The organism is Klebsiella sp. 2019SCSN059 (assembly GCF_021739525.1).
GTDB lineage: Bacteria > Pseudomonadota > Gammaproteobacteria > Enterobacterales > Enterobacteriaceae > Klebsiella > Klebsiella quasipneumoniae.
Genome location: NZ_JAKKOM010000003.1, coordinates 227,084 through 249,499 on the forward strand (window position 1 = coordinate 227,084; position 22,416 = coordinate 249,499).

General features: G+C 58.7%; 16 protein-coding genes. 12 read left to right on the top strand and 4 right to left on the bottom strand.

Annotated features, from left to right (window positions below):
• Positions 1-8: 8 nt before the first annotated feature.
• The 3 genes from L2I46_RS05700 to queF all read right to left on the bottom strand — a co-directional run bounded on the left by L2I46_RS05700 (position 9) and on the right by queF (position 4,123).
• Positions 9-1,298, bottom strand: a complete 1,290-nt coding sequence (locus L2I46_RS05700; RefSeq protein WP_023290841.1) for an HAAAP family serine/threonine permease — start codon at positions 1,296-1,298, stop codon at positions 9-11.
• Positions 1,299-1,798: 500 nt separating this feature from the next.
• Positions 1,799-3,166: a nucleotide 5'-monophosphate nucleosidase PpnN gene (ppnN, locus tag L2I46_RS05705; protein ID WP_236947610.1), complete on the bottom strand. Its 1,368-nt coding sequence runs from the start codon at positions 3,164-3,166 to the stop codon at positions 1,799-1,801.
• Positions 3,167-3,277: 111 nt separating this feature from the next.
• Positions 3,278-4,123 carry an NADPH-dependent 7-cyano-7-deazaguanine reductase QueF gene (queF, locus tag L2I46_RS05710; protein WP_023290839.1) on the bottom strand — a complete coding sequence of 282 codons (846 nt, stop codon included), beginning with the start codon at positions 4,121-4,123 and terminating at the stop codon, positions 3,278-3,280.
• Between the two features lie 68 nt (positions 4,124-4,191).
• On the opposite strand from queF, the gene syd reads away from it, so the two are divergent.
• The 8 genes from syd (at position 4,192) to L2I46_RS05750 (ending at position 12,678) form a co-directional block, all read left to right on the top strand.
• Complete coding sequence (gene syd / locus L2I46_RS05715; protein WP_023290838.1) at positions 4,192-4,737, top strand: SecY-interacting protein; 546 nt, start codon at positions 4,192-4,194, stop codon at positions 4,735-4,737.
• Positions 4,738-5,369: 632 nt separating this feature from the next.
• A complete protein-coding gene (locus L2I46_RS05720) occupies positions 5,370-5,699 on the top strand; it encodes a YqcC family protein (RefSeq protein ID WP_032453918.1) in 330 nt (109 codons plus the stop codon).
• Positions 5,699-6,493: a tRNA pseudouridine(65) synthase TruC gene (gene truC, locus L2I46_RS05725; protein WP_085551560.1), complete on the top strand. Its 795-nt coding sequence runs from the start codon at positions 5,699-5,701 to the stop codon at positions 6,491-6,493. Before L2I46_RS05720 ends, truC begins: the two co-directional genes overlap by 1 nt.
• Positions 6,494-6,497: 4 nt before the next feature.
• On the top strand, positions 6,498-6,941 hold the full coding sequence (locus L2I46_RS05730) for a flavodoxin (protein WP_004205560.1): 444 nt from the start codon (positions 6,498-6,500) through the stop codon (positions 6,939-6,941).
• A gap of 470 nt (positions 6,942-7,411) precedes the next feature.
• Positions 7,412-8,764 carry an MFS transporter gene (locus L2I46_RS05735; RefSeq protein ID WP_023290835.1) on the top strand — a complete coding sequence of 451 codons (1,353 nt, stop codon included), beginning with the start codon at positions 7,412-7,414 and terminating at the stop codon, positions 8,762-8,764.
• A gap of 2 nt (positions 8,765-8,766) precedes the next feature.
• Positions 8,767-10,107 (top strand): glucarate dehydratase family protein, encoded by a 1,341-nt coding sequence (locus tag L2I46_RS05740; protein ID WP_236947611.1) that lies wholly within the window; start codon positions 8,767-8,769, stop codon positions 10,105-10,107.
• Between the two features lie 18 nt (positions 10,108-10,125).
• A complete protein-coding gene (gudD, locus tag L2I46_RS05745; RefSeq protein ID WP_004205567.1) occupies positions 10,126-11,466 on the top strand; it encodes a glucarate dehydratase in 1,341 nt (446 codons plus the stop codon).
• 72 nt (positions 11,467-11,538) lie between these two features.
• Positions 11,539-12,678 (top strand): glycerate kinase, encoded by a 1,140-nt coding sequence (locus L2I46_RS05750; protein ID WP_087775312.1) that lies wholly within the window; start codon positions 11,539-11,541, stop codon positions 12,676-12,678.
• 330 nt (positions 12,679-13,008) lie between these two features.
• On the opposite strand, the gene barA is transcribed toward L2I46_RS05750, so the two are convergent.
• The gene (barA, locus tag L2I46_RS05755) at positions 13,009-15,759 is read right to left on the bottom strand and encodes a two-component sensor histidine kinase BarA (protein ID WP_236947612.1); all 2,751 of its coding nucleotides are present in this window, start codon (positions 15,757-15,759) and stop codon (positions 13,009-13,011) included.
• A 112-nt stretch (positions 15,760-15,871) separates the two neighbouring features.
• Between barA and rlmD the strand changes: the two genes are divergently transcribed.
• From rlmD to pyrG, 4 genes are all read left to right on the top strand, one after another.
• Positions 15,872-17,176, top strand: a complete 1,305-nt coding sequence (rlmD, locus tag L2I46_RS05760) for a 23S rRNA (uracil(1939)-C(5))-methyltransferase RlmD (RefSeq protein ID WP_110211535.1) — start codon at positions 15,872-15,874, stop codon at positions 17,174-17,176.
• Between the two features lie 121 nt (positions 17,177-17,297).
• Positions 17,298-19,535: a GTP diphosphokinase gene (gene relA, locus L2I46_RS05765; protein WP_236947613.1), complete on the top strand. Its 2,238-nt coding sequence runs from the start codon at positions 17,298-17,300 to the stop codon at positions 19,533-19,535.
• Between the two features lie 111 nt (positions 19,536-19,646).
• Positions 19,647-20,438 carry a nucleoside triphosphate pyrophosphohydrolase gene (mazG, locus tag L2I46_RS05770; RefSeq protein ID WP_032453910.1) on the top strand — a complete coding sequence of 264 codons (792 nt, stop codon included), beginning with the start codon at positions 19,647-19,649 and terminating at the stop codon, positions 20,436-20,438.
• A gap of 280 nt (positions 20,439-20,718) precedes the next feature.
• On the top strand, positions 20,719-22,356 hold the full coding sequence (pyrG, locus tag L2I46_RS05775) for a glutamine hydrolyzing CTP synthase (protein ID WP_023290827.1): 1,638 nt from the start codon (positions 20,719-20,721) through the stop codon (positions 22,354-22,356).
• The last annotated feature ends 60 nt before the right edge of the window (positions 22,357-22,416 follow it).

The window sequence follows — 22,416 nt, forward strand, 5'->3', positions numbered from 1 at the left end:
TGACTGAATTAGCTGAACAGCGAGTAGAAGATCGCGGAGATGGCAATCAGACCCATAATTACCACGAAGACGTTGCTGACGTGGCCGCTGTATTTACGCATCGCCGGCACTTTCTGAATCGCGTACATCGGCATCAGGAACAGGATCATCGCGATAATCGGGCCGCCAAGGGTCTCGATCATGCCGAGGATGCTCGGGTTCAACGTCGCGACAATCCAGGTGGTCACCAGCATGAACAGCGCGGTCAGCTTGTTCAGTTTGTTGATTTCGATAGATTTGCCTTTACCGCGCAGGGACTTAATCACCATGCCGTTAAAGCCTTCGCGGGCGCCCAGGTAGTGGCCGAGGAAGGATTTGGTGATGGCGATCATCGCGATGATCGGCGCCATCCAGGCAATGATTGGCGCGTTAAAGTGGTTCGCCAGGTAAGACAGAATCGAGATGTTCTGCTCTTTCGCCGCCGCCAGGTCTGCCGGAGAGAGGCTCAGGACGCAGCTGAAGACGAAGAACATCACGGTCAGCACCATCATGATATGAGCGCGAGCCAGGATGCTGGAGCATTTTTTCTCGGCGCCTTCGCCGTACTCTTCACGCTTGGCAACCGCGAAGGAGGAGATGATCGGCGAGTGGTTGAAAGAGAAGACCATGACCGGGATCGCCAGCCACAGGGTCATCAGCAGGCCGTTGCCGGTGACGGAGGCGCCGCTCAGGGAGAGGGTCTCCAGCGCCGCGCCGTTCCACTGCGGGATCAGGTACAGCGCCAGAATCATCAGGGCGATAACGAACGGAAACACCAGAATGCTCATCGCTTTCACGATCATCTGCTCGCCGAAACGCACGATGGTCATCATGCCGACGATCAGGATCAGCGACAGAATCGCGCGCGGCGGCGGCGTCATGTGCAGCTGGTGCGCCATGAAGCTTTCGACGGTATTGGTGATCGCCACGCTGTAGACCAACAGGATTGGGTAGATAGCGAAGAAGTAGAGCAGGGTAATCAGCTTACCTGCGCCTACGCCGAAGTGTTCTTCAACCACTTCAGTGATGTCTTCGCCCGGGTTTTTGCCGGAGAGCACGAAGCGCGTCATACCGCGGTGGGCGAAGAAGGTCATCGGGAAGGCCAGAATCGCCATGATAATCAGGGGGATCATGCCGCCGACGCCGGCGTTGATCGGCAGGAACAAGACGCCCGCGCCGATCGCTGTACCGTACAGGCCCAGCATCCACATGGTGTCGGTTTTACGCCATCCGCTGCGGGTTTCGCCCGAAACGATGGTGCTGGTTTGAGTGGTTTCCATCTGTATCTCCTGGAGGAATCAACAAAATCTAATGAACAAATACAATTGCGTAACACGAAATTCGTTTAATTACGGTTTTTTTAGAAATTTTCTCCGTAATAATTGGGCCGGAAAGATACATTTATATGGTTTATGCATCAGTGATCGCGATCTCAAATGCAATAATCCACTTTCAATGTGCGTATTTTTAGTCCAACAGCCTGTTTCTGGTGATCAGCCAGCGATTTGTGGCGCGCAGGCTACCATTTGCAGCATATGAGATAAAAGCTGGGTGGCGTAATAACGAGGGATTTACTGTAAAAAAGAGAAGTGGTCGACGTTTTTGCGCTTAAAACCATTTTTTGCAGTGATAATTGTCGCAGTTTTTACCAACGCAAACGATTGGCTATGTAAAAATAATTTAGCTGTTTGATGAGTAACCGAAAGTTTTTTAGCGCGTTTTGGAAGTCAGAGAAAGCGTGCCCGCCGGGGCAACAGGCGCTGCCCCGGCGGGACGGAAATCAGGCGATGATTTCGTAGCAGGGAATATAGGCGGTGCCGCCCGGGAGCTTCATGCGGTGCTGGGCGACGAAGCCCTGCAGCAGATCGTCCATGCGGCGCATCATCTCCGGGTCGCCGTGCAGCTTATAAGGACCGTAATGCTCGATGGCCTGGATGCCCACCTCTTTGACGTTACCCGCGACAATGCCGGAGAAGGCGCGGCGCAGGTCGGCGGCCAGCACTTCCACCGGCTGGTCCGGGGAGAGTTTGAGGTTGGCCATGTTTTCATGGGTCGGATCAAACGGCATCTGCAGGTCCGGCGAGATACGAATCGACCAGTTGAAGCTGTAGGCGTCGTCGGTCTCGCGACGGCTCTCTTTCACCAGCGGCATCGCTTTTTTCATCTGCCGCGCCACTTCCGCCGGGTCGTCGATGATGATCCGGTAGTGGCGACGGGCGGATTCGCCCAGAGTATGGGTGATAAATTCGTCCAGCACGCGGAAGTAGTCAGCGCTCTCTTTCGGTCCGGTGAGGATCAGCGGCAGCACCTGCGCTTTGTTATCCGGATGCATCAGAATACCCAGCAGGTAAAGCAGCTCTTCGGCGGTGCCGACGCCGCCCGGGAAGATGATGATCCCGTGGGCGATGCGCACGAAGGCCTCCAGACGCTTTTCGATGTCCGGCATGATGATCAGTTCATTGACCAGCGGGTTTGGCGGTTCCGCAGCGATAATGGACGGTTCGGTCATGCCGATAAAGCGGCTGTCTTTGTAGCGCTGCTGCGCGTGGCCGACGGCGGCGCCTTTCATCGGCGCTTCCATTGCGCCAGGCCCGCAGCCGGTGCAGATGTTGAGTTCCCGCAGTCCCAGCTGCGTACCGACGCGGCGGGCGTAGAGGTATTCGTTTTCGTTGATCGAGTGGCCGCCCCAACAGACGATCATGTTCGGCGCTTCGCCGACGTGCAGCGCGCGGGCGTTGCGCAGGATCGAGAACACCAGGTTGGTGATATGGACCGAACTTTCGAGATCGAGGTTCGGGAAGCGAACGGTATTGTGGATCTGGCCGTACACGAACAGGATATCGCGCAGCACGGCAAACAGGTTGGCCTGCAGGGAACGAATAATGCGCCCGTCAACGAAGGCCTCTTCCGGCGGGTTGATCAGTTCCAGCTTCACGCCGCGTTCGCGACGCAGCACGTTAATATCGAAATTTTCAAAACGGGACAGAAGCTCCTTGCTGTTATCGGTCAGGCTCCCCGAGTTGAGCACAGCAAGCGAGCAGTTGCGAAAGAGTTGATACAGATCGCTGCTGGCGGTGCGCTTAAGCATATCCACTTCCAGCTGCGACAGCATATCCATTGAACCAAGCGGGCTAACATGTGTAATCAAGTGAACTCCTTACAGGACGCTTATGGTCTTCCTGTGATTACAATAGCCCTGCGAGCGGCGTTTCCACAACCTTGCGCGCGTCTAAACGCACGCAAATTGTGAAAATGTTTATTATTGTCGGGCGAGGCGGCCGGTGGCAGGGGAAAAGTCGCCGTTACTGCGCCAGGGGTTAATATCCAGACCGCCGCGTCGCGTATAGCGGGCGTAAACGGAAAGCGATTCCGGCTGGCAGAAACGGAGAATATCGTTAAAGATGCGCTCGACGCACTGCTCATGGAATTCGTTATGGTGGCGGAACGAGACCAGATAGCGCAGGAGCTGCTCGCGGTCGATCTTCGCCCCACGATACTGGATCTGCACCGAGCCCCAGTCCGGCTGGTGGGTGATCAGGCAGTTGGACTTCAGCAGATGGCTGACCAGCGTCTCTTCCACGATTTTGCCGCTGGCGGCGCCCTGCAGGTAGTCGGCGCTGAACTGATAGTTATCGATCTCGATATCCTGATCGTCGATGCAGGCGCCGTGGAGGTGAGCAATCGGCTGGCCTTCCAGTTCATCCAGCCGATACAGCGAGACCTTGACCTCGCCCTGGGCGCAGGCGCTCAGATCGCGGGTCAGCGTCTCTTCCACCTCCTGCCAGCTGGCGAAACGCGTCTGGTTAAAGCTGTTGAGATAAAGCTTAAAGCTTTTTGACTCCACCAGATTGACGCTGGTGTCGGGCAGTTCGACGTGGCCGACGGCCACCTGCGGCAGGCCTTTGCCGTTCAGCCAGGAGAGTTCGTACAGCGTCCAGATATCGGCGCCGTGAAACGGCAGGTTGTCGGCATGCAGGCCAAGCGGGTCGCGATTAAGGCTGCGCGGAACGCCCTGCAGCAGCGAGGCGTCATAGGTATCGCGGTAATCGGTTGATTTACCGAGCGTCAGGCCGGCCAGCGCCTGATGATTATCGTAAGAAGACATGTTTCACCATAGTAAAGCGGGTACACTATGACCCCAGTGTATCCTGTCTAACGTGAAGAGAGAAACCGGTGGACCATCAGACCGCAGAAGCGCTGCATGCTTTTACCCAACGTTATTGCGCCGCCTGGCAGCAGCAGCGCCACAGCCTGCCGCGCAGTGAAGAGCTTTATGGCGTCCCGTCGCCTTGCGTCGTCGACACCCAGGGCGAGGCCGTGTTCTGGCAGCCGCAGCCGTTTTCGCTGGCGCAAAATATCAGCGCGGTTGAACGCGCCCTGGATATTGTGGTACAACAGCCGCTTCATTCTTATTATACCACTCAGTTTGCCGGCGATATGACCGGCCGGTTTGCCGGCGAAACGCTAACGCTGCTGCAGACCTGGAGTGAAGAGGATTTCCAGCGGGTGCAGGAAAACCTCATCGGGCATCTGGTGGTGCAGAAGCGGCTGAAGCTGGCGCCGACGCTGTTTATCGCCACCCTCGAGAGTGAACTGGATGTCATTTCCGTCTGTAATCTTAGCGGTGAAGTCGTCAAAGAGACCCTCGGCACCGCCAAACGCATCACCCTTTCCCCCTCGCTTGCGGGTTTCCTCAACCAGCTTGAGCCGGTTCTGTAATCCAGTCTGCCTGGTCATTTGTGAGAGATCTCTTACAAAACCTGTAAGAGATCATCATCATTTAAGGCAAATTTAATCCAATCTTTTTTTATTAACTTATTGGTATTAAATTGGATTTTTATTTTTTCGTCCTTTTGAGTGGGGACTAATCTTAAGAGATTGTCTCAAGAAGGGTTGTAAGAAGAGGCAGAATCAGTGATCCTATGTCTGTCGACAGGAAGTCGCGAAATGAAGCGAACATCAGGATGATGGCGCTTCTGCAGGACCCGCCAGGATGGCGTTGCAAGGACAGGCTTCAGGATGAAGCAAGGATAACGCAGGATCGCGTAATGGACACCTCCAGGATGGAGAATGAGAGCCGCTCAGGATGAACGGTGGATCTGGAAGATCGGGACAAACTTAAGGATAAGTCATTTCGCATCGGGGTGGTGTGAAAGCAGGATGCACGAGTTTATGGATGAACATGGTCAGGAGACCTCAGGAAAAGTTTTCAAGGACGAGCAGGGAGCACCAATGTAGCGGGAATGCTGCAAAACGAACCGGGAGCACTGTTTATACAGTGCTCCCTTTTTTTATTTCTCCTGCGGATTTGCTATCCTGCGCCCGGTTTTTAACTCATCGAGGTTTCCCCCATGACTCTTGACGATAGCGTGCGCGATCGCCTGCGCGCCATTGAAGCCCTGCTGCGCGAAACAGAGCACTGGCAGGAGACGGCGCCGGACAGCAGCGCCTTCGCCAGCGATAAGCCGTTTTGCCTGGATACCCTGGAGCCGCTGGAGTGGCTGCAGTGGGTCCTGATCCCGCGTATGTATCAGCTGCTGGAGAGCGGCCAGCCGCTGCCGCAAAATTTCGCCGTTACGCCGTATTACGAAATGGCGCTGGATCAAGCCCACCCGGTTCGCGAATCCATGCTGGCGGAGCTGCTGCTGCTGGACGCGCTGTTTGCCGGTGAGCAGGCCTGATGCTGGAGATAATCTACCAGGACGACTGGCTGGTGGCGGTCAACAAACCGTCGGGCTGGCTGGTGCATCGCAGCTGGCTCGATCGCGATGAGAAAGTGGTGGTGATGCAGACCGTGCGCGACCAGATCGGCCAGCACGTTTTTACCGCCCATCGCCTCGACCGGCCCACCTCCGGCGTCCTGCTCATGGGACTGTCAAGCGAGGCGGGGCGGCTGCTGGCGCAGCAGTTCGAGCAGCATCAGATCCAGAAGCGCTACCATGCGATCGTCCGCGGCTGGCTGATGGAAGAGGCGCTGCTCGATTATCCGCTGGTGGAAGAGCTGGATAAAATCGCCGATAAGTTCGCCCGCGAAGACAAAGGGCCGCAGCCGGCGGTGACCCATTACCGTGGTCTGGCGACGGTGGAGATGCCGGTGGCGACCGGGCGTTATCCCACCACCCGCTACGGGCTGGTGGAACTGGAGCCGAAAACCGGCCGCAAGCACCAGCTGCGCCGCCATCTGGCCCACCTCCGTCATCCGATCCTCGGCGACAGCAAGCACGGCGATCTGCGGCAAAACCGCAGCGCCGCGGAGCATTTCGGCTGTCACCGCCTGATGCTGCACGCCAGCAAACTGTCGTTAACCCATCCCTTTACCGGTGAGCCGCTGACCCTGCGCGCCGGTTTTGACGACGTCTGGATGCGTGCGCTGTCGCAGTTTGGCTGGCGCGGGCTTCTCCCGCTAAATGAAAGGGTTGAGTTTGCCGACGACTGCGGTCAGGATGAAGAGAATAAGGTCAATCCAGGGAGATAATAGCATGGCGGAAGTCGGAATTTTTGTCGGCACCATGTACGGCAACTCGCTGCTGGTCGCGGAAGAAGCGGAAGCGATCCTCAGCGGACTGGGACACAAGGCTACCGTGTATGAGGATCCGCAGGTCAACGACTGGGAATCCTACACGGGTAAGTATGTGCTGGTGGTCACCTCCACCACCGGGCAGGGCGATCTGCCGGACAGCATCGTCCCGCTGTATGAGGGCATTAAAGATATGTATCAGCCTCACCTGCGCTACGGCATTATCGCGCTGGGCGACAGCACCTACGCCAACTTTTGCGGCGGAGGCCTGAAGTTCGATCAACTGCTGCAGGAGCAGGGCGCGAAGCGCATCGGCGAAATGCTGAAGATTGACGCCAGCGAAGATCCGGAGCCGGAGAGCGTCTCTAATCCATGGGTTGAGCAGTGGGCTACCCTGCTGGAATAAAAGCGCTGCCCTCTCCCTACGCAGAGGGCGCCCTTTCAAGATGTCGCGGCCAGATACGCGGACAGCAAAAGTGTATCCCTTTCCGGACGGCACGCCTTCAGGCAAATGCACAATATCCTTAGCAATATCATGGGTTAAGCCAGCCGGTTTCACCGGGTCAAGAGAGGTATTTCACACTCCGGCTCTTATTGCTGCGCTTTTGACCACCCGCGGCGCTGGTTTTTCATTTCCGTGAACTTCCCCCCACTCTTTCAGGCATACGCCATAAACCACCTGCAATAGCGGCGTAAAAGCTGTGTAGATGCACGGTGAGCCGCGGTGTGCCTCTTCATATACTGCTCCAGCCAGTGATAAATGCAGTGCCAGATATAACGACAACTATCAAAACACGACCACGTCATTCTGATTACCCTACAGGTTGTGCTGTTCAGAATGAACGTAGCTAAACGCTATGATTCAGGAGTACAACAATGAGTTCATTAAGTCAGGCGGCGACGGCGGCTGAAAAGCGCACCAACGCCCGCTACTGGATAGTGGTGATGCTGTTTATCGTCACCTCTTTTAACTATGGCGACCGGGCGACGCTGTCGATCGCCGGTTCGGAAATGGCCAAAGATATCGGCCTTGATCCGGTGGGAATGGGGTATGTCTTCTCCGCGTTCTCATGGGCTTATGTCATCGGCCAGATCCCGGGCGGCTGGCTGCTCGACCGCTTCGGTTCGAAGCGCGTCTATTTCTGGTCGATCTTCATCTGGTCGATGTTTACCCTGCTGCAGGGCTTCGTCGACATCTTCAGCGGCTTTGGCATTATCGTCGCGCTGTTTACCCTGCGCTTCCTCGTTGGCCTGGCCGAATCGCCGTCATTCCCGGGTAACAGCCGTATCGTGGCCGCTTGGTTCCCGGCGCAGGAGCGCGGCACGGCGGTGGCGATCTTTAACTCCGCCCAGTACTTTGCCACCGTTATCTTCGCGCCGATCATGGGCTGGCTGACGCATGAGGTGGGCTGGTCGCACGTCTTCTTCTTTATGGGCGGCCTGGGGATTGTGATTAGCTTTGTCTGGCTGAAAGTGATCCACGATCCGAACAACCATCCGGGGGTAAACAAGAAGGAACTGGAATATATCGCCGAAGGCGGCGCCCTGATCAACATGGATCAAAAGAGCAGCGCGCAGAAGGTGCCGTTCAGCGTCAAAATGGGGCAGATCAAGCAGCTGATCGGATCGCGGATGATGATCGGCATCTATATCGGTCAGTACTGCATTAACGCCCTGACCTACTTCTTTATCACCTGGTTCCCGGTTTACCTGGTGCAGGCGCGCGGCATGTCGATCCTTAAAGCGGGGTTTGTCGCCTCCATTCCGGCGGTGTGCGGCTTCGTCGGCGGGGTGCTGGGCGGGGTGATCTCTGACTGGTTAATGCGCCGCACCGGCTCGCTGAACATTGCCCGCAAAACGCCGATTGTGCTGGGGATGCTGCTCTCCATGACCATGCTGATGTGTAACTATGTCAACGTGGAGTGGATGGTGATTGGCTTTATGGCGATGGCCTTCTTCGGCAAAGGGATCGGCGCGCTTGGCTGGGCGGTGATGGCGGATACCGCGCCGAAAGAGATTAGCGGTCTTTCCGGCGGTCTGTTCAACATGTTTGGCAATATCTCCGGTATCGTCACCCCGATCGCTATCGGCTATATCGTCGGCACCACCGGCTCGTTCAACGGGGCGCTGGTTTACGTCGGCATTCATGCCCTGGTGGCGGTACTGAGCTACCTGGTGCTGGTGGGCGACATCAAACGTATTGAACTGAAACCTGTCGCGGGGCGTTAATCATGACTACCCAATCCAGCCCGATTATTACAGAGATGAAGGTCATTCCGGTGGCCGGGCACGACAGCATGCTGCTGAACATCGGCGGGGCGCACAACGCCTGGTTTACCCGCAATATCGTGGTATTGACCGATAACGCCGGCAACACCGGCGTGGGAGAAGCCCCTGGCGGAGAGGTCATCTACCAGACGCTGCTGGCGGCGATCCCGCAGGTGGTAGGTCAGGAGGTCGCCCGTCTCAATCGCGTGGTGCAGCAGGTGCACAAAGGCAATCAGGCGGCGGATTTCGACACCTTTGGCAAAGGGGCGTGGACCTTCGAACTGAAAGTCAACGCGGTAGCGGCGCTGGAGGCCGCGCTGCTCGACCTGCTCGGCAAGGTGCTCAATGTGCCGGTCTGCGAGCTGCTGGGCCCGGGTAAGCAGCGTGATGCCGTCACCGTGCTGGGCTACCTGTTCTATATCGGCGATCGGCAGAAAACCGACCTGGGTTATCTGGACCATACGCCGGGCGATCACGAATGGTATCGCCTGCGCCACCAGCAGGCGCTGAGCAGCGAAGCGGTGGTGCGCATGGCGGAAGCCGCTCAGGATCGCTACGGTTTCAAAGACTTTAAGCTGAAGGGCGGCGTGCTGCCCGGCGAGCAGGAAATTGACACCGCCCGGGCGCTGAAAAAGCGCTTTCCGGACGCGCGCATCACCGTCGATCCTAACGGCGCCTGGCTGCTGGATGAGGCGATCGCCCTGTGCAAAGGGCTGCAGGATGTTCTGACCTACGCCGAAGATCCGTGCGGCGCCGAGCAGGGCTTCTCCGGCCGGGAGGTGATGGCCGAGTTTCGCCGCGCCACCGGGCTGCCGGTCGCCACCAATATGATCGCCACCAACTGGCGCGAGATGGGTCATGCGGTGATGCTCAACGCCGTCGATATTCCGCTGGCGGACCCGCACTTCTGGACGCTCTCCGGCGCGGTACGAGTGGCGCAGCTGTGCGACGACTGGGGGCTTACCTGGGGCTGCCATTCCAACAACCATTTTGATATTTCCCTGGCGATGTTTACCCACGTCGGCGCCGCCGCGCCGGGTCATCCCACCGCCATCGACACCCACTGGATCTGGCAGGAAGGCGACGCGCGCCTGACCAAAAATCCGCTGCAGATTATTAACGGCAAGATTGCCGTGCCAGACGCGCCGGGACTCGGCGTGGAACTTGACTGGGAGCAGGTGCGCAGAGCCCATGAGGCCTATAAAGCGCTGCCGGGCGGCGCGCGCAACGACGCGGGCCCGATGCAGTACCTGATCCCCGGCTGGACATTCGACCGCAAACGTCCTGTTTTCGGCCGCCACTAATTACAAAAGGATGATGCTATGACGACTTTCTCTTCCACGCCCGTTGTCACCACCATGCAGGTGATCCCGGTTGCCGGCCATGACAGTATGCTGATGAATCTGAGCGGGGCCCACGCCCCGTACTTCACCCGCAATATCGTGATTATTAAAGATAACGCCGGCCATACCGGCGTCGGTGAAATTCCGGGAGGCGAAAAAATTCGCCAGACTCTGGAGGATGCCATTCCGCTGGTGGTGGGCAAAACGCTGGGTGAGTATAAAAACGTGCTCGGCGCGGTGCGCAATCAGTTCGCCGACCGTGACGCCGGCGGCCGCGGCCTGCAGACCTTTGACCTGCGCACCACCATCCACGTGGTGACCGGGATCGAAGCGGCGCTGCTGGACCTGCTGGGCCAGCACCTTGGGGTCAACGTCGCCTCGCTGCTCGGCGATGGGCAACAGCGCAGCGAAGTTGAAATGCTGGGCTATCTGTTCTTTATCGGTAACCGCCACGCCACGCCGCTGGCCTATCAGAGCCAGCCGGATGAACAGTGCGAGTGGTATCGCCTGCGCCATGAAGAGGCAATGACGCCGGATGCGGTGGTCCGCCTCGCGGAAGCGGCCTATGAAAAATATGGTTTCAACGACTTTAAGCTGAAGGGCGGCGTACTGGCCGGTTTTGAAGAAGCCGAAGCGATCAGTGCCCTGGCGAAGCGCTTCCCGAATGCCCGCGTGACCCTCGATCCGAACGGCGCCTGGCTGCTTGAAGAAGCCATTCAGATTGGCAAGCAGCTGAAGGGCGTGCTGGCCTATGCTGAGGATCCGTGCGGCGCTGAGCAGGGCTTCTCCGGCCGCGAAGTGATGGCGGAGTTCCGTCGCGCGACGGGCCTGCCGACCGCCACCAATATGATCGCCACCGACTGGCGGCAGATGGGCCATACGCTCTCCCTGCAGTCGGTGGATATCCCGCTGGCGGACCCGCACTTCTGGACCATGCAGGGGTCGGTTCGCGTGGCGCAGATGTGTCATGAGTTCGGCCTGACCTGGGGTTCGCACTCCAATAACCACTTCGACGTGTCGCTGGCGATGTTCACCCACGTCGCGGCTGCGGCGCCGGGCAAGATCACCGCTATCGATACCCACTGGATCTGGCAGGAGGGCAACCAGCGTCTGACCAAACAACCGTTTGAAATTAAAGGCGGAATGGTGCAGGTGCCGAGCACGCCGGGTCTGGGGGTTGAGCTGGATATGGACCGCGTAATGCAGGCAAATGAGCTATATAAGAAACATGGCCTTGGCGCCCGCGACGATGCGATGGCGATGCAGTACCTGATCCCAGGCTGGACCTTTGACAACAAGCGTCCATGCATGGTGCGCTAAAAGGCCGCTGGCCTCTGCGGGGGCCGGCATTGCGCGATAGCGACAGGGGTTAGCTCAAAGTAAGGACTGCAGATGAAAATAGTGATCGCACCGGATTCCTGGAAGGAGAGCCTGACCGCGCTGGAAGTAGCCAGTGCGATAGAGCAAGGCTTTCGCGAGATTTATCCTGACGCGGAATATGTCAGGCTGCCGGTTGCCGACGGTGGGGAAGGGACGGTGGAAGCCATGGTGGCGGCGACCGGCGGGCATCAGGTGCCGCTGACGGTGACCGGGCCGCTGGGGGAGCCGGTAGAGGCATTTTATGGGCTGTCCGGCGATCGCCAGTGCGCCTTTATCGAAATGGCGGCGGCCAGCGGGCTGGAAAGCGTTCCCCCGGCGCAGCGTAACCCGCTGCTGACCACCTCCTGGGGCACCGGGGAGCTGATTCGCCATGCGCTGGACGCTGGCGTGCGGCAGATCATTATTGGCATTGGCGGCAGCGCGACCAATGACGGCGGCGCCGGCATGGCGCAGGCGCTGGGGGCGAAATTGCTGACCGCCGACGGTCAGCAAATCGCGCCAGGGGGCGGCGCGCTGGAGACGCTGGCGCGCATCGATCTTAGCGAGCTTGATCCACGGCTGGCAGACTGTCGGATTGACGTGGCCTGCGATGTCACCAACCCATTGACCGGCCCGCAGGGCGCCAGCGCGGTATTCGGCCCGCAAAAAGGGGCGACGGCGCAGATGATCGACCGGCTTGACAGCGGCCTGCGGCACTATGCCCGGATCATCGCCCGTGATTTAGATTGCGACGTGCTGAGCCTGGAAGGCGGCGGCGCGGCGGGCGGGATGGGCGCGGCGCTGTATGCGTTTTGTGGCGCTCAACTGCGCCCGGGCATTGAGATTGTCACCGATGCGCTGCAGCTGGCGGAGCGGGTGGCGGATGCTGATTTAGTGATCACCGGCGAAGGACGTATCGACAGTCAGACTATCCACGGCAAGGTGCCGGTGGGAGTGGCCCGGGTGGCGAAGCGATTTAACGTACCGGTGATCGGGATTGCCGGCAGCCTTACCGCCGATGTCGGCGTCGTGCATCAGCACGGGCTGGATGCGGTATTCAGCGTGTTGTACACCATCTGCACGCTGGATGAAGCGCTGGCCAATGCCGCCGCCAACCTGCGGATGACGGCGCGAAACGTCGCCGCGGTTTTGCAGATGGGCGGTAAGCTGTAATGGAGGTGTCCCGGCTGGCGCGGCCTCCCGGGAATGTCTAAGCGATGTTGAAGTCGCCAGCACCGGCAGTTTCCGCAGCGCAAGCGGGTAAATTAACGGCAGGCTGCACGGACCGTAGGCCGGGCAAGGCGTCGCCGCCGCCCGGCATAAAAGCGGCTCCGTGCCCGCTCTCCTTGCCCGGCGGCGCGATGCCTGGCGAGCCGGGTGCAGGAACCGTAGGCCGGGCAAGGCGTCGCCGCCGCCCGGCATAAAAGCGGCTCCGTGTCCGCTCTCCTTGCCCGGCGGCGCGATGCCTGGCGAGCCGGGTGCAGGCCGGGAAGCCCTGTGGTTTTAGCCCCCCATCCGGCAGGCTTCGCGCGCCACGTTATCCATCTCATCCAACAGCTCAAGCAGCTCCGGCTCCAGATCCTCGGCGGCGGTGCCTGCGCGCAGCTGGCTCTCCAGAGTGTGGCAGAGCTTTTTCAGCCGCGGCACGCCGCTGTAGCTGCAGCTGCCGTGCAGTTTGTGGATCAGATCCACCAGCCCTTCCGGCTGCTCGCCGACCAGTTGCTCTTCCACTTTGTTACGCACCTCCGGCATAAAAGCGATCAGCATCTGCAGCATCTCCCTCGCCAGGTCCGGCTTCATCGCCGCCTGACGCAGCGCCAGCTGCCAGTCGAGCGTCTGGTTATGGTCGATGACTGGCTCTGCGGGCGGTGTCGCCGCCGGGGCGATGCTGTGTACTCCAGGCTGATAGCGCAGCAGCAGGGCGTGCAGTTTCTCTTCTTCGATCGGCTTCGCCAGATAGTCGTTCATGCCGGCGCTCAGTAGCTTCTCGCGCTGGCCCTCCAGGGCGTGCGCGGTGACGGCGATAACCGGCGTTTGCTGGTGATGCGGCAAATGATGGATAAGCTCACAGGCGCGGATGCCGTCCATATCCGGCATCTGAATATCCATCAGGATCAGATCCATCTGCAGTTGCTTGGCCTTGTCCACCGCCTGCTGCCCGCTGTCGCAGAGGATCACCTGCTGCACAAGGTCATCCAGCAGGGCGCCAATGAGCTTCAGGTTTGCCGGGTTGTCGTCGACGGCCATCACGGTCATCGGCAGCTTATGGCTGTCGGCGTGGGTCAACGGCGCGGAGGCCGTCGCATGATGGGTGGCCACCAGCGCCGGCAGCAGACGGGTGGTGGTGAGCGGTTTCAACAGGCAGGCGGCGATGCCATCGCGCTTCAGGGCTTCGGCGCTGACCTGGGCATGACATGGCAGAGCCAGCAGTACGTTGTCTGACATCGCACAGGCTTTGGCTAATTTTTCCCGGTGCGGCGACAAATCGCGCATTGAGACCGGAATACCGACCAGCAGAATGTCGTACTGGGCTTCCGCCAGCGCAGAGAAGGTGGGGCTGTAAATCACCTCCAGCGGCGTGGCGGCCAGCATCTCCAGCGTGCACTGCGCCGCCGTCGCGTTGGCTTCCACATAGGCCAGACGCTTGCCCGCCAGCCCGTCGGTATTCAGCGTATCCGGGATGGCGTTCGGGTTGAGATCGAGGCTGATATGGAACCAGAAGGTGGAGCCGCGGTTTGGCTGACTGTGGAACGAGATATCGCCGCCCATCTCCTTAACCAGACGCTGGGTGATCACCAGCCCGAGCCCGGTGCCGCCGTGGCGGCGTGAAATACTGGCATCGGCCTGACGGAAGGCCTGGAACAGCCGGGACTGGTCGCGCTCGGGGATGCCGATGCCGGTATCGTGGATCTGAATTTCGATCTGCACCCGCGAATTACTGATGGCCCGCTGCTCCACCAGCACATCGATATTACCGTGCTCGGTAAATTTGATGGCGTTGCCTACGAGGTTGGTCACAATCTGCTGCAGACGCAGCGGGTCGCCGATGACGTTATCCGGCACGTTGTTCTTAATGTTCAGCGTCAGCTCCAGCCCTTTATCGTGCGCGGAATGCGCCAGCAGGGTGACCACCTCATCAAGCGAGGTGCGCAGCAGGAACGGAATGCTCTCCAGGATCAGCTTCCCGGCTTCCAGCTTGGAAAAGTCGAGCACGTCGTTGATGATCGCCAACAGATTATTGGCCGAGCGTTCGATGGTGGTCAGGTGGTCGCGCTGCGTGGCGTTGAGATCGGTTTTCAACGTCAGACGGGTAAAGCCGATCACCCCATTGAGCGGGGTGCGCAGTTCGTGGGACATATTGGCCAGGAATTCAGACTTAATGCGCGCCGCCTCCTGGGCGCGCTTTTTCGCCAGGTCCAGCTCGACGTTCTGAATCTCCATCTGCTCAAGGGTTTCCCGCAGATCGGAGGTCGCCTGGTCGACGTTGTGCTGCATCTCCTCATGGTACGCCGCCAGCGACATGGCCATCGAGTTGATGCCGTTTTTCAGCATATCCAGTTCGCCGAGCATAAAGCCCTCGACGCGGCTGTCCAGCTGCCCGCGGCGGATGCGGTCGACGGTGTTGACCATATTGCGGATAGGGCCGGTGACGTCGCGCATCAGGCGCCAGCCGAAGATCAGCGCGATGCCGATGCAGAACAGCATCATCACGCTGGAGATAAAAATCTCTTTGTACTGCTGGAGGCGCACCGATTTCAGGTCCAGCTCCAGCGCGACGTAGCCCAGCATATTGCCCGGCATTTTGGCATCGGATTCAGGGGATTCATCCGGCGAATAACTTTCCGAGACGATCGGCGTGCGCAGGATCATCATGTCGCCGTCGCGGATGACGCTGAGACGACGGGGAAAAGCTTCGCCTTTCGGGATCTGCAGGTCGCTGGGGTTGAGCTGGTAATTGGAGGTGACAAACAAGCGGTTATGCGAATCGTACACCGAGATGGCCCGCACGATCTCCGAGTGGCGACGATGCAGAACGCTGATCAACTGGCCGATAGATTCGCGGTTTTGCAGATTCATGCCATATTCGCTGGAGACCGCCAGCGGCTCAATAATGCTGGTGCCGGCGTCCTCCAGCTGACGTTGCAGGTCGTTATAACGGTGAGCGACAAAGAAAACACTGAGCAACAGCCCTATCAGGACGGTTGGCGCCAGAATCAGAATCATCATGCGAGCACGCAGGCTGTAGTTGGTCATGCGGTTCCATTATGGGAGAATATAGACATCATCGTTCGGTGCGCGTCGGTGCGCCTCGCGGCGCTGCCGCTCTGAACGAGCTCGTTTTATTTGATTGAGACAACTCTCTACGATGGCGCAATTCTACTCTGCAAAACGGCGTGTGACGACGCGCCAGATCATAACCGTTACAGTCAACGACCTCGATCCCTTTGGCCAGGGCGTGGCCCGCCACCAGGGGAAAGCGCTGTTCGTCGGCGGCGTGCTGCCGCAGGAGCAGGCTGAGGTGGTGTTGGTGGAAGACAAAAAGCAGTACGCCCGCGCCCAGGTGAAACGCCGTCTGACCGACAGCCCGCAGCGCCAGGCGCCGCGCTGCCCCCATTTTGGCGTTTGCGGCGGCTGCCAACAGCAGCATGCCAGCATCACGCTTCAGCAGCAAAGTAAACGCGCCGCGCTGGCGCGCCTGATGAAGCGCGAGGTGGATGAGATCATCGCCGGCGAGCCGTGGGGCTATCGCCGGCGCGCGCGCTTAAGCTTGAATTATCAGCCAAAGACCCAACAATTGCAGATGGGTTTTCGTCAGGCCAGCGATAAAGCGATCGTCGATGTGGTGCAGTGCCCTGTTTTGGTGCCCCAACTTGAGGCGCTGCTGCCCGCCGTGCGCGAGTGCTTAAGCGCGCTGAGCGCATTACGCCATCTTGGCCACGTCGAGCTGGTGCTGGCGGACAACGGCCCACTGATGGTGCTGCGCCATACCGCTGCGCTGCCGGCGGCTGACAGGGAAAAACTGGAACGTTTTTCGCAAACTCACGGTCTTTCCCTGTACCTCGCGCCGCAAAGCGAGATACTGGAACATATTCACGGCGAAGCGCCATGGTATACCTCAGACGGACTACGCTTAGTGTTCAGTCCGCGGGATTTTATCCAGGTCAACGACGGCGTGAATCAGCAGATGGTGCGTACCGCGCTGGCGTGGCTGGATCTGCAGCCGGAGGACCGGGTGCTGGATCTGTTCTGCGGGATGGGCAATTTTACCCTGCCGCTGGCGACTCGCGCCGCCCACGTGGTTGGGGTGGAAGGGGTGCCGGCGCTGGTGGCGAAGGGGCGGGAAAACGCCGCCCTCAATGGTTTATCAAATGTCACCTTCTTCCATGAAAATCTGGAAGAGGATGTCACCCGCCAGGCCTGGGCGAAGCATGGCTTTGATAAAGTGCTGCTGGACCCGGCCCGCGCCGGCGCGCCGGGCGTGATGCCGCATATTATAAAACTGGCGCCGCGGCGGGTGGTGTATGTTTCCTGCAACCCGGCGACGCTGGCGCGAGACAGCGAAACCCTGTTGCAGGCTGGATATCAGATTCAACGCCTGGCGATGCTGGATATGTTCCCGCATACCGGTCATCTGGAATCAATGGTGTTGTTTGAGCGCAGGCTTACATAAGGTCATTCACAACGTCGCAGAAGAGCCGCCCCGGCCATCAATGCTGACGCGACCTGCAGGATGACATGTAGAAAGTTGAGGCTTGCCGACTTCGGCAGGCCGGTCCCTTAAGGAGAGGACAATGGTTGCGGTAAGAAGTGCACATCTTAATAAAGCTGGTGAATTTGACCCGAAGAAATGGATCGCGAGTCTGGGGATTTCCAGCCAGCAGTCGTGTGAGCGCTTAGCCGAAACCTGGGATTATTGTCGCGAAAAAACGCAAGGACACCCGCTGGCGGACCTGCTGCTGTGGCGGGGCGTCGAAATGGTGGAGATCCTCTCCACCCTGAGTATGGATATCGATACCCTGCGCGCGGCGCTGTTGTTCCCGCTGGCCGACGGCGAAGTCGTCAGCGAAGAGGCCATGCAGGAGAGCGTGGGTAAATCGGTCGTGACCCTGATTCACGGGGTACGGGACATGGCCGCCATCCGTCAGCTGAAAGCCACTCATACCGACTCGGTATCTTCCGAGCAGGTGGATAACATTCGCCGCATGCTGCTGGCGATGGTTGACGATTTCCGCTGCGTGGTTATCAAGCTTGCCGAACGTATCGCGCATCTGCGCGAGGTCAAGGACGCGCCGGAAGATGAGCGGGTGCTGGCGGCTAAAGAGTGCACCAATATCTATGCTCCCCTGGCTAACCGCTTAGGTATCGGCCAGCTGAAGTGGGAACTGGAAGATTACTGCTTCCGCTACCTGCATCCGGCAGAGTACAAGCGCATTGCCAAACTGCTCCACGAACGCCGTATCGACCGCGAGCATTATATCGACGAGTTCGTCGGCCACCTGCGGGCAGAAATGAAAGCCGAAGGGGTCAAGGCCGAGGTCTATGGTCGGCCGAAGCATATCTACAGCATCTGGCGCAAAATGCAGAAAAAACACCTCGCCTTTGACGAGCTGTTTGATGTACGCGCGGTGCGCATCGTGGCCGAGCGGTTGCAGGATTGTTATGCCGCGCTGGGGATCGTTCATACCCACTACCGTCACCTGCCGGATGAGTTCGATGACTATGTGGCCAACCCGAAACCCAACGGCTACCAGTCTATCCATACCGTGGTGCTGGGGCCGAGCGGCAAGACCGTGGAGATTCAAATCCGCACCCGGCAGATGCATGAAGACGCCGAGCTGGGCGTGGCCGCGCACTGGAAGTACAAAGAGGGCGCGGGAGCGGGGACCAGCGGCGGCCGCGGCTATGAGGACCGTATCGCCTGGCTGCGCAAGCTGATTGCCTGGCAGGAAGAGATGGCCGACTCCGGCGAAATGCTCGACGAAGTGCGCAGCCAGGTCTTTGACGACCGGGTGTATGTCTTTACGCCGAAAGGCGACGTGGTGGACCTGCCGGCGGGGTCGACGCCGCTCGATTTTGCCTACCATATCCACAGCGACGTCGGTCATCGCTGCATCGGCGCTAAAATTGGCGGCCGCATCGTGCCGTTCACCTATCAGCTGCAGATGGGCGATCAGATCGAAATCATTACCCAGAAGCAGCCGAACCCGAGCCGCGACTGGCTCAACCCTAACCTCGGCTATGTCACCACCAGCCGCGGACGCTCCAAAATTCACGCCTGGTTCCGTAAGCAGGACCGCGACAAGAACATTCTTGCCGGCCGACAGATCCTTGACGACGAGCTGGAGCATCTGGGCATCAGCCTGAAGGATGCGGAAAAGCACCTGCTGCCGCGCTACAACTTCAACGAGCTCGATGAACTGCTGGCGGCCATCGGCGGCGGCGATATCCGCCTCAACCAGATGGTCAACTTCCTGCAGGCGCAGTTCAATAAACCGAGCGCCGCCGAGCAGGATGCGGCAGCGCTGAAGCAGTTGCAGCAGAAAACCTATGCTCCGCAGAACCGCACCAAGGACAATGGCCGGGTGGTGGTGGAAGGGGTTGGCAATCTGATGCACCATATTGCCCGCTGCTGCCAGCCGATCCCGGGCGATGAGATCGTCGGCTTTATCACCCAGGGGCGCGGGATTTCCGTGCATCGCGCCGACTGCGATCAGCTCGCTGAACTGCAGTCGCATGCCCCGGAGCGCATCGTCGATGCGGTATGGGGCGAAAGCTACTCGGCCGGATATTCGCTGGTGGTCAGGGTGGAGGCGAACGATCGCAGCGGGTTACTGCGCGATATCACCACCATCCTCGCCAATGAGAAGGTGAACGTGCTGGGCGTTGCCAGCCGCAGCGATACCCGTCAGCAGCTGGCCACCATCGATATGACCATCGAGATTTACAACCTGCAGGTGCTGGGCCGGGTGCTCGGTAAGCTGAACCAGGTGCCCGATGTCATTGACGCGCGCCGTCTGCACGGCGGTTAATTCGTCTCCAGGCCGGATAAGGCGAAGCCGCCATCCGGCAATTTCGCCACGTCGGATAAGGTCGAAACGCCTTATCCGGCCGACTATTTTTTACATTTCCAGGATTGTCACATGACCCAAATCGACCGCTTGCTCGGCATCATGCGCCGCCTGCGCGACCCGGAAAACGGCTGCCCGTGGGATAAAGAGCAGACCTTTGCCACCATCGCCCCCTATACCCTCGAAGAAACCTATGAAGTGCTGGACGCCATTTCGCGAGAGGATTTTGACGACCTGCGCGGTGAGCTGGGCGATCTGCTGTTCCAGGTGGTGTTCTATGCGCAGATGGCGCAGGAAGAGGGACGTTTTAACTTTGACGATATCTGCGCCGCCATCAGCGACAAGCTGGAGCGCCGCCATCCCCATATCTTCGCTGATGCCACCGCGGGAAACAGCAGCGAAGTCCTGGCCCGCTGGGAGCAGATCAAAAGCGCGGAGCGGGCGGAAAAAGCCCAGCACTCAGCGCTGGACGACATTCCGCATAGCCTGCCGGCGCTGATGCGCGCGCATAAAATCCAGCGTCGCTGCTCGGCGGTCGGTTTTGACTGGACCTCGCTGGGCCCGGTGCTCGACAAGGTGCATGAAGAAATTGATGAAGTGATGCATGAAGCGCAGCAGGCGGTGGTGGATGAAGCGAAACTGGAAGAGGAAGTGGGCGATCTGCTGTTCGCCACGGTGAATTTATCCCGCCATTTAGGGGTCAAAGCCGAGGTGGCGCTGCAGAAGGCGAACCTCAAATTCGAGCGCCGCTTCCGCGAAGTCGAGCGCATTGTCGCTGCCCGCGGCCTGGAAATGACCGGCGTCGACCTCGATACCATGGAAGAAGTATGGCAACAGGTAAAACGCCAGGAAACTGATCTCTAACGAGTTTTCGTGATCAAGCGCGATTTGTGTGATTTTATAAATAACAAGCGCTTGATTTACGTCAAAAACATTTCGCCAAAAGCGTCTATTTTCTCTTTCCGTTATGTCGTTGAAACACCATGTAGCCTGCCTCTTCGAGTTGTTCGGGTCGCAACACAGGTGCAACTTGAAGAACGAAGGGGAGGGGAAGAATGAAAGTTTGTGGCGTCACGCATGTTCGGGTATACTACTTTCCCGTCCTGGTTATTCCATCGTTTTACCCTAACTTCTCAGGTTCAGCATGACAACGAACTATATTTTTGTGACCGGCGGGGTCGTATCCTCTCTGGGTAAAGGCATTGCCGCAGCCTCCCTGGCAGCCATTCTTGAAGCCCGTGGTCTCAACGTGACCATCATGAAACTGGATCCGTATATCAACGTCGATCCGGGCACCATGAGCCCAATCCAGCATGGGGAAGTGTTCGTTACTGAAGACGGCGCAGAAACCGATCTGGACCTGGGCCACTACGAGCGTTTCATCCGTACCAAGATGACTCGCCGCAACAACTTCACCACCGGCCGTATCTACTCTGACGTGCTGCGCAAAGAGCGCCGTGGCGACTACCTGGGCGCGACCGTTCAGGTTATCCCGCACATCACCAACGCTATCAAAGAGCGTGTGCTGGCGGGCGGCGAAGGCCATGACGTGGTGCTGGTGGAGATCGGCGGTACCGTCGGCGATATCGAATCCCTGCCGTTCCTCGAAGCCATTCGTCAGATGGCGGTAGAGATTGGCCGCGAGCATACCCTGTTTATGCACCTGACTCTGGTGCCGTACATGGCCGCCGCGGGCGAAGTCAAAACCAAACCGACTCAGCACTCCGTGAAAGAGCTGCTCTCCATCGGTATCCAGCCTGACATCCTGATCTGCCGCTCCGATCGCGCTGTTCCGGCCAACGAACGGGCGAAAATTGCTTTGTTCTGTAACGTTCCGGAAAAGGCTGTTATTTCTCTGAAAGACGTCGATTCCATTTATAAAATTCCAGGCCTGTTGAAATCTCAGGGGCTGGACGATTATATTTGTAAACGATTCAGCTTAACTTGTCCGGAAGCAAACCTGGCCGAATGGGAACAGGTAATCTATGAAGAAGCCAATCCGGCAGGCGAAGTCACCATCGGTATGGTCGGTAAGTACATTGAACTGCCGGATGCCTACAAGTCGGTGATTGAAGCGCTGAAACACGGTGGTCTGAAAAACCGCGTTACCGTCAACATCAAGCTGATCGATTCGCAGGATGTGGAAACGCGCGGCGTCGAAATCCTCAAGGATTTAGATGCTATCCTTATCCCGGGCGGCTTCGGCTACCGCGGTGTGGAAGGTAAGATCGCCACCGCGCGCTATGCGCGTGAGAACAATATTCCTTATCTGGGCATTTGCCTGGGTATGCAGGTTGCGCTGATTGAGTTCGCGCGCAACGTAGCGGGTATGGAAAACGCCAACTCGACGGAATTTGTGCCAGACTGTAAATACCCGGTTGTGGCCCTGATTACCGAATGGCGTGACGAAGATGGCAACGTCGAAGTCCGCTCCGAGAAGAGCGATCTGGGCGGCACCATGCGCCTGGGCGCGCAGCAGTGCCAGCTGGATGATGATTCTCTGGTACGCCAGCTGTACGGCGAGCCGACCATCACCGAGCGCCATCGTCACCGCTACGAAGTCAACAACATGTTGTTGAAACCGATTGAAGCTGCCGGTCTGCGCGTTGCGGGCCGTTCCGGGGATGATCAGTTGGTCGAGATCATCGAAGTGCCGAACCATCCGTGGTTTGTGGCCTGCCAGTTCCACCCGGAGTTTACTTCGACGCCGCGTGATGGACACCCGCTGTTTGCCGGCTTTGTGAAAGCCGCCAGCGAGTACCAGAAACGCCAGGCGAAGTAAAAAGAGTTAGAACGGCAATGCACCCATCCGGGTGCATTGTTTGTCTGGAGTTTTAGTTTA

Excerpts from the sequence above, each read along its gene's own strand:
- L2I46_RS05730 (WP_004205560.1), top strand. The coding sequence starts at position 6,498 with ATGGCGGAAGTCGGAATTTTTGTCGGCACCATGTACGGCAACTCGCTG.
- rlmD (WP_110211535.1), top strand. The coding sequence starts at position 15,872 with ATGGCGCAATTCTACTCTGCAAAACGGCGTGTGACGACGCGCCAGATC.
- queF (WP_023290839.1), bottom strand. The coding sequence starts at position 4,123 with ATGTCTTCTTACGATAATCATCAGGCGCTGGCCGGCCTGACGCTCGGT.
- L2I46_RS05720 (WP_032453918.1), top strand. The coding sequence starts at position 5,370 with ATGACTCTTGACGATAGCGTGCGCGATCGCCTGCGCGCCATTGAAGCC.
- mazG (WP_032453910.1), top strand. The coding sequence starts at position 19,647 with ATGACCCAAATCGACCGCTTGCTCGGCATCATGCGCCGCCTGCGCGAC.
- L2I46_RS05700 (WP_023290841.1), bottom strand. The coding sequence starts at position 1,298 with ATGGAAACCACTCAAACCAGCACCATCGTTTCGGGCGAAACCCGCAGC.
- pyrG (WP_023290827.1), top strand. The coding sequence starts at position 20,719 with ATGACAACGAACTATATTTTTGTGACCGGCGGGGTCGTATCCTCTCTG.
- relA (WP_236947613.1), top strand. The coding sequence starts at position 17,298 with ATGGTTGCGGTAAGAAGTGCACATCTTAATAAAGCTGGTGAATTTGAC.
- L2I46_RS05750 (WP_087775312.1), top strand. The coding sequence starts at position 11,539 with ATGAAAATAGTGATCGCACCGGATTCCTGGAAGGAGAGCCTGACCGCG.
- gudD (WP_004205567.1), top strand. The coding sequence starts at position 10,126 with ATGACGACTTTCTCTTCCACGCCCGTTGTCACCACCATGCAGGTGATC.
- L2I46_RS05740 (WP_236947611.1), top strand. The coding sequence starts at position 8,767 with ATGACTACCCAATCCAGCCCGATTATTACAGAGATGAAGGTCATTCCG.
- L2I46_RS05735 (WP_023290835.1), top strand. The coding sequence starts at position 7,412 with ATGAGTTCATTAAGTCAGGCGGCGACGGCGGCTGAAAAGCGCACCAAC.
- truC (WP_085551560.1), top strand. The coding sequence starts at position 5,699 with ATGCTGGAGATAATCTACCAGGACGACTGGCTGGTGGCGGTCAACAAA.
- barA (WP_236947612.1), bottom strand. The coding sequence starts at position 15,759 with ATGACCAACTACAGCCTGCGTGCTCGCATGATGATTCTGATTCTGGCG.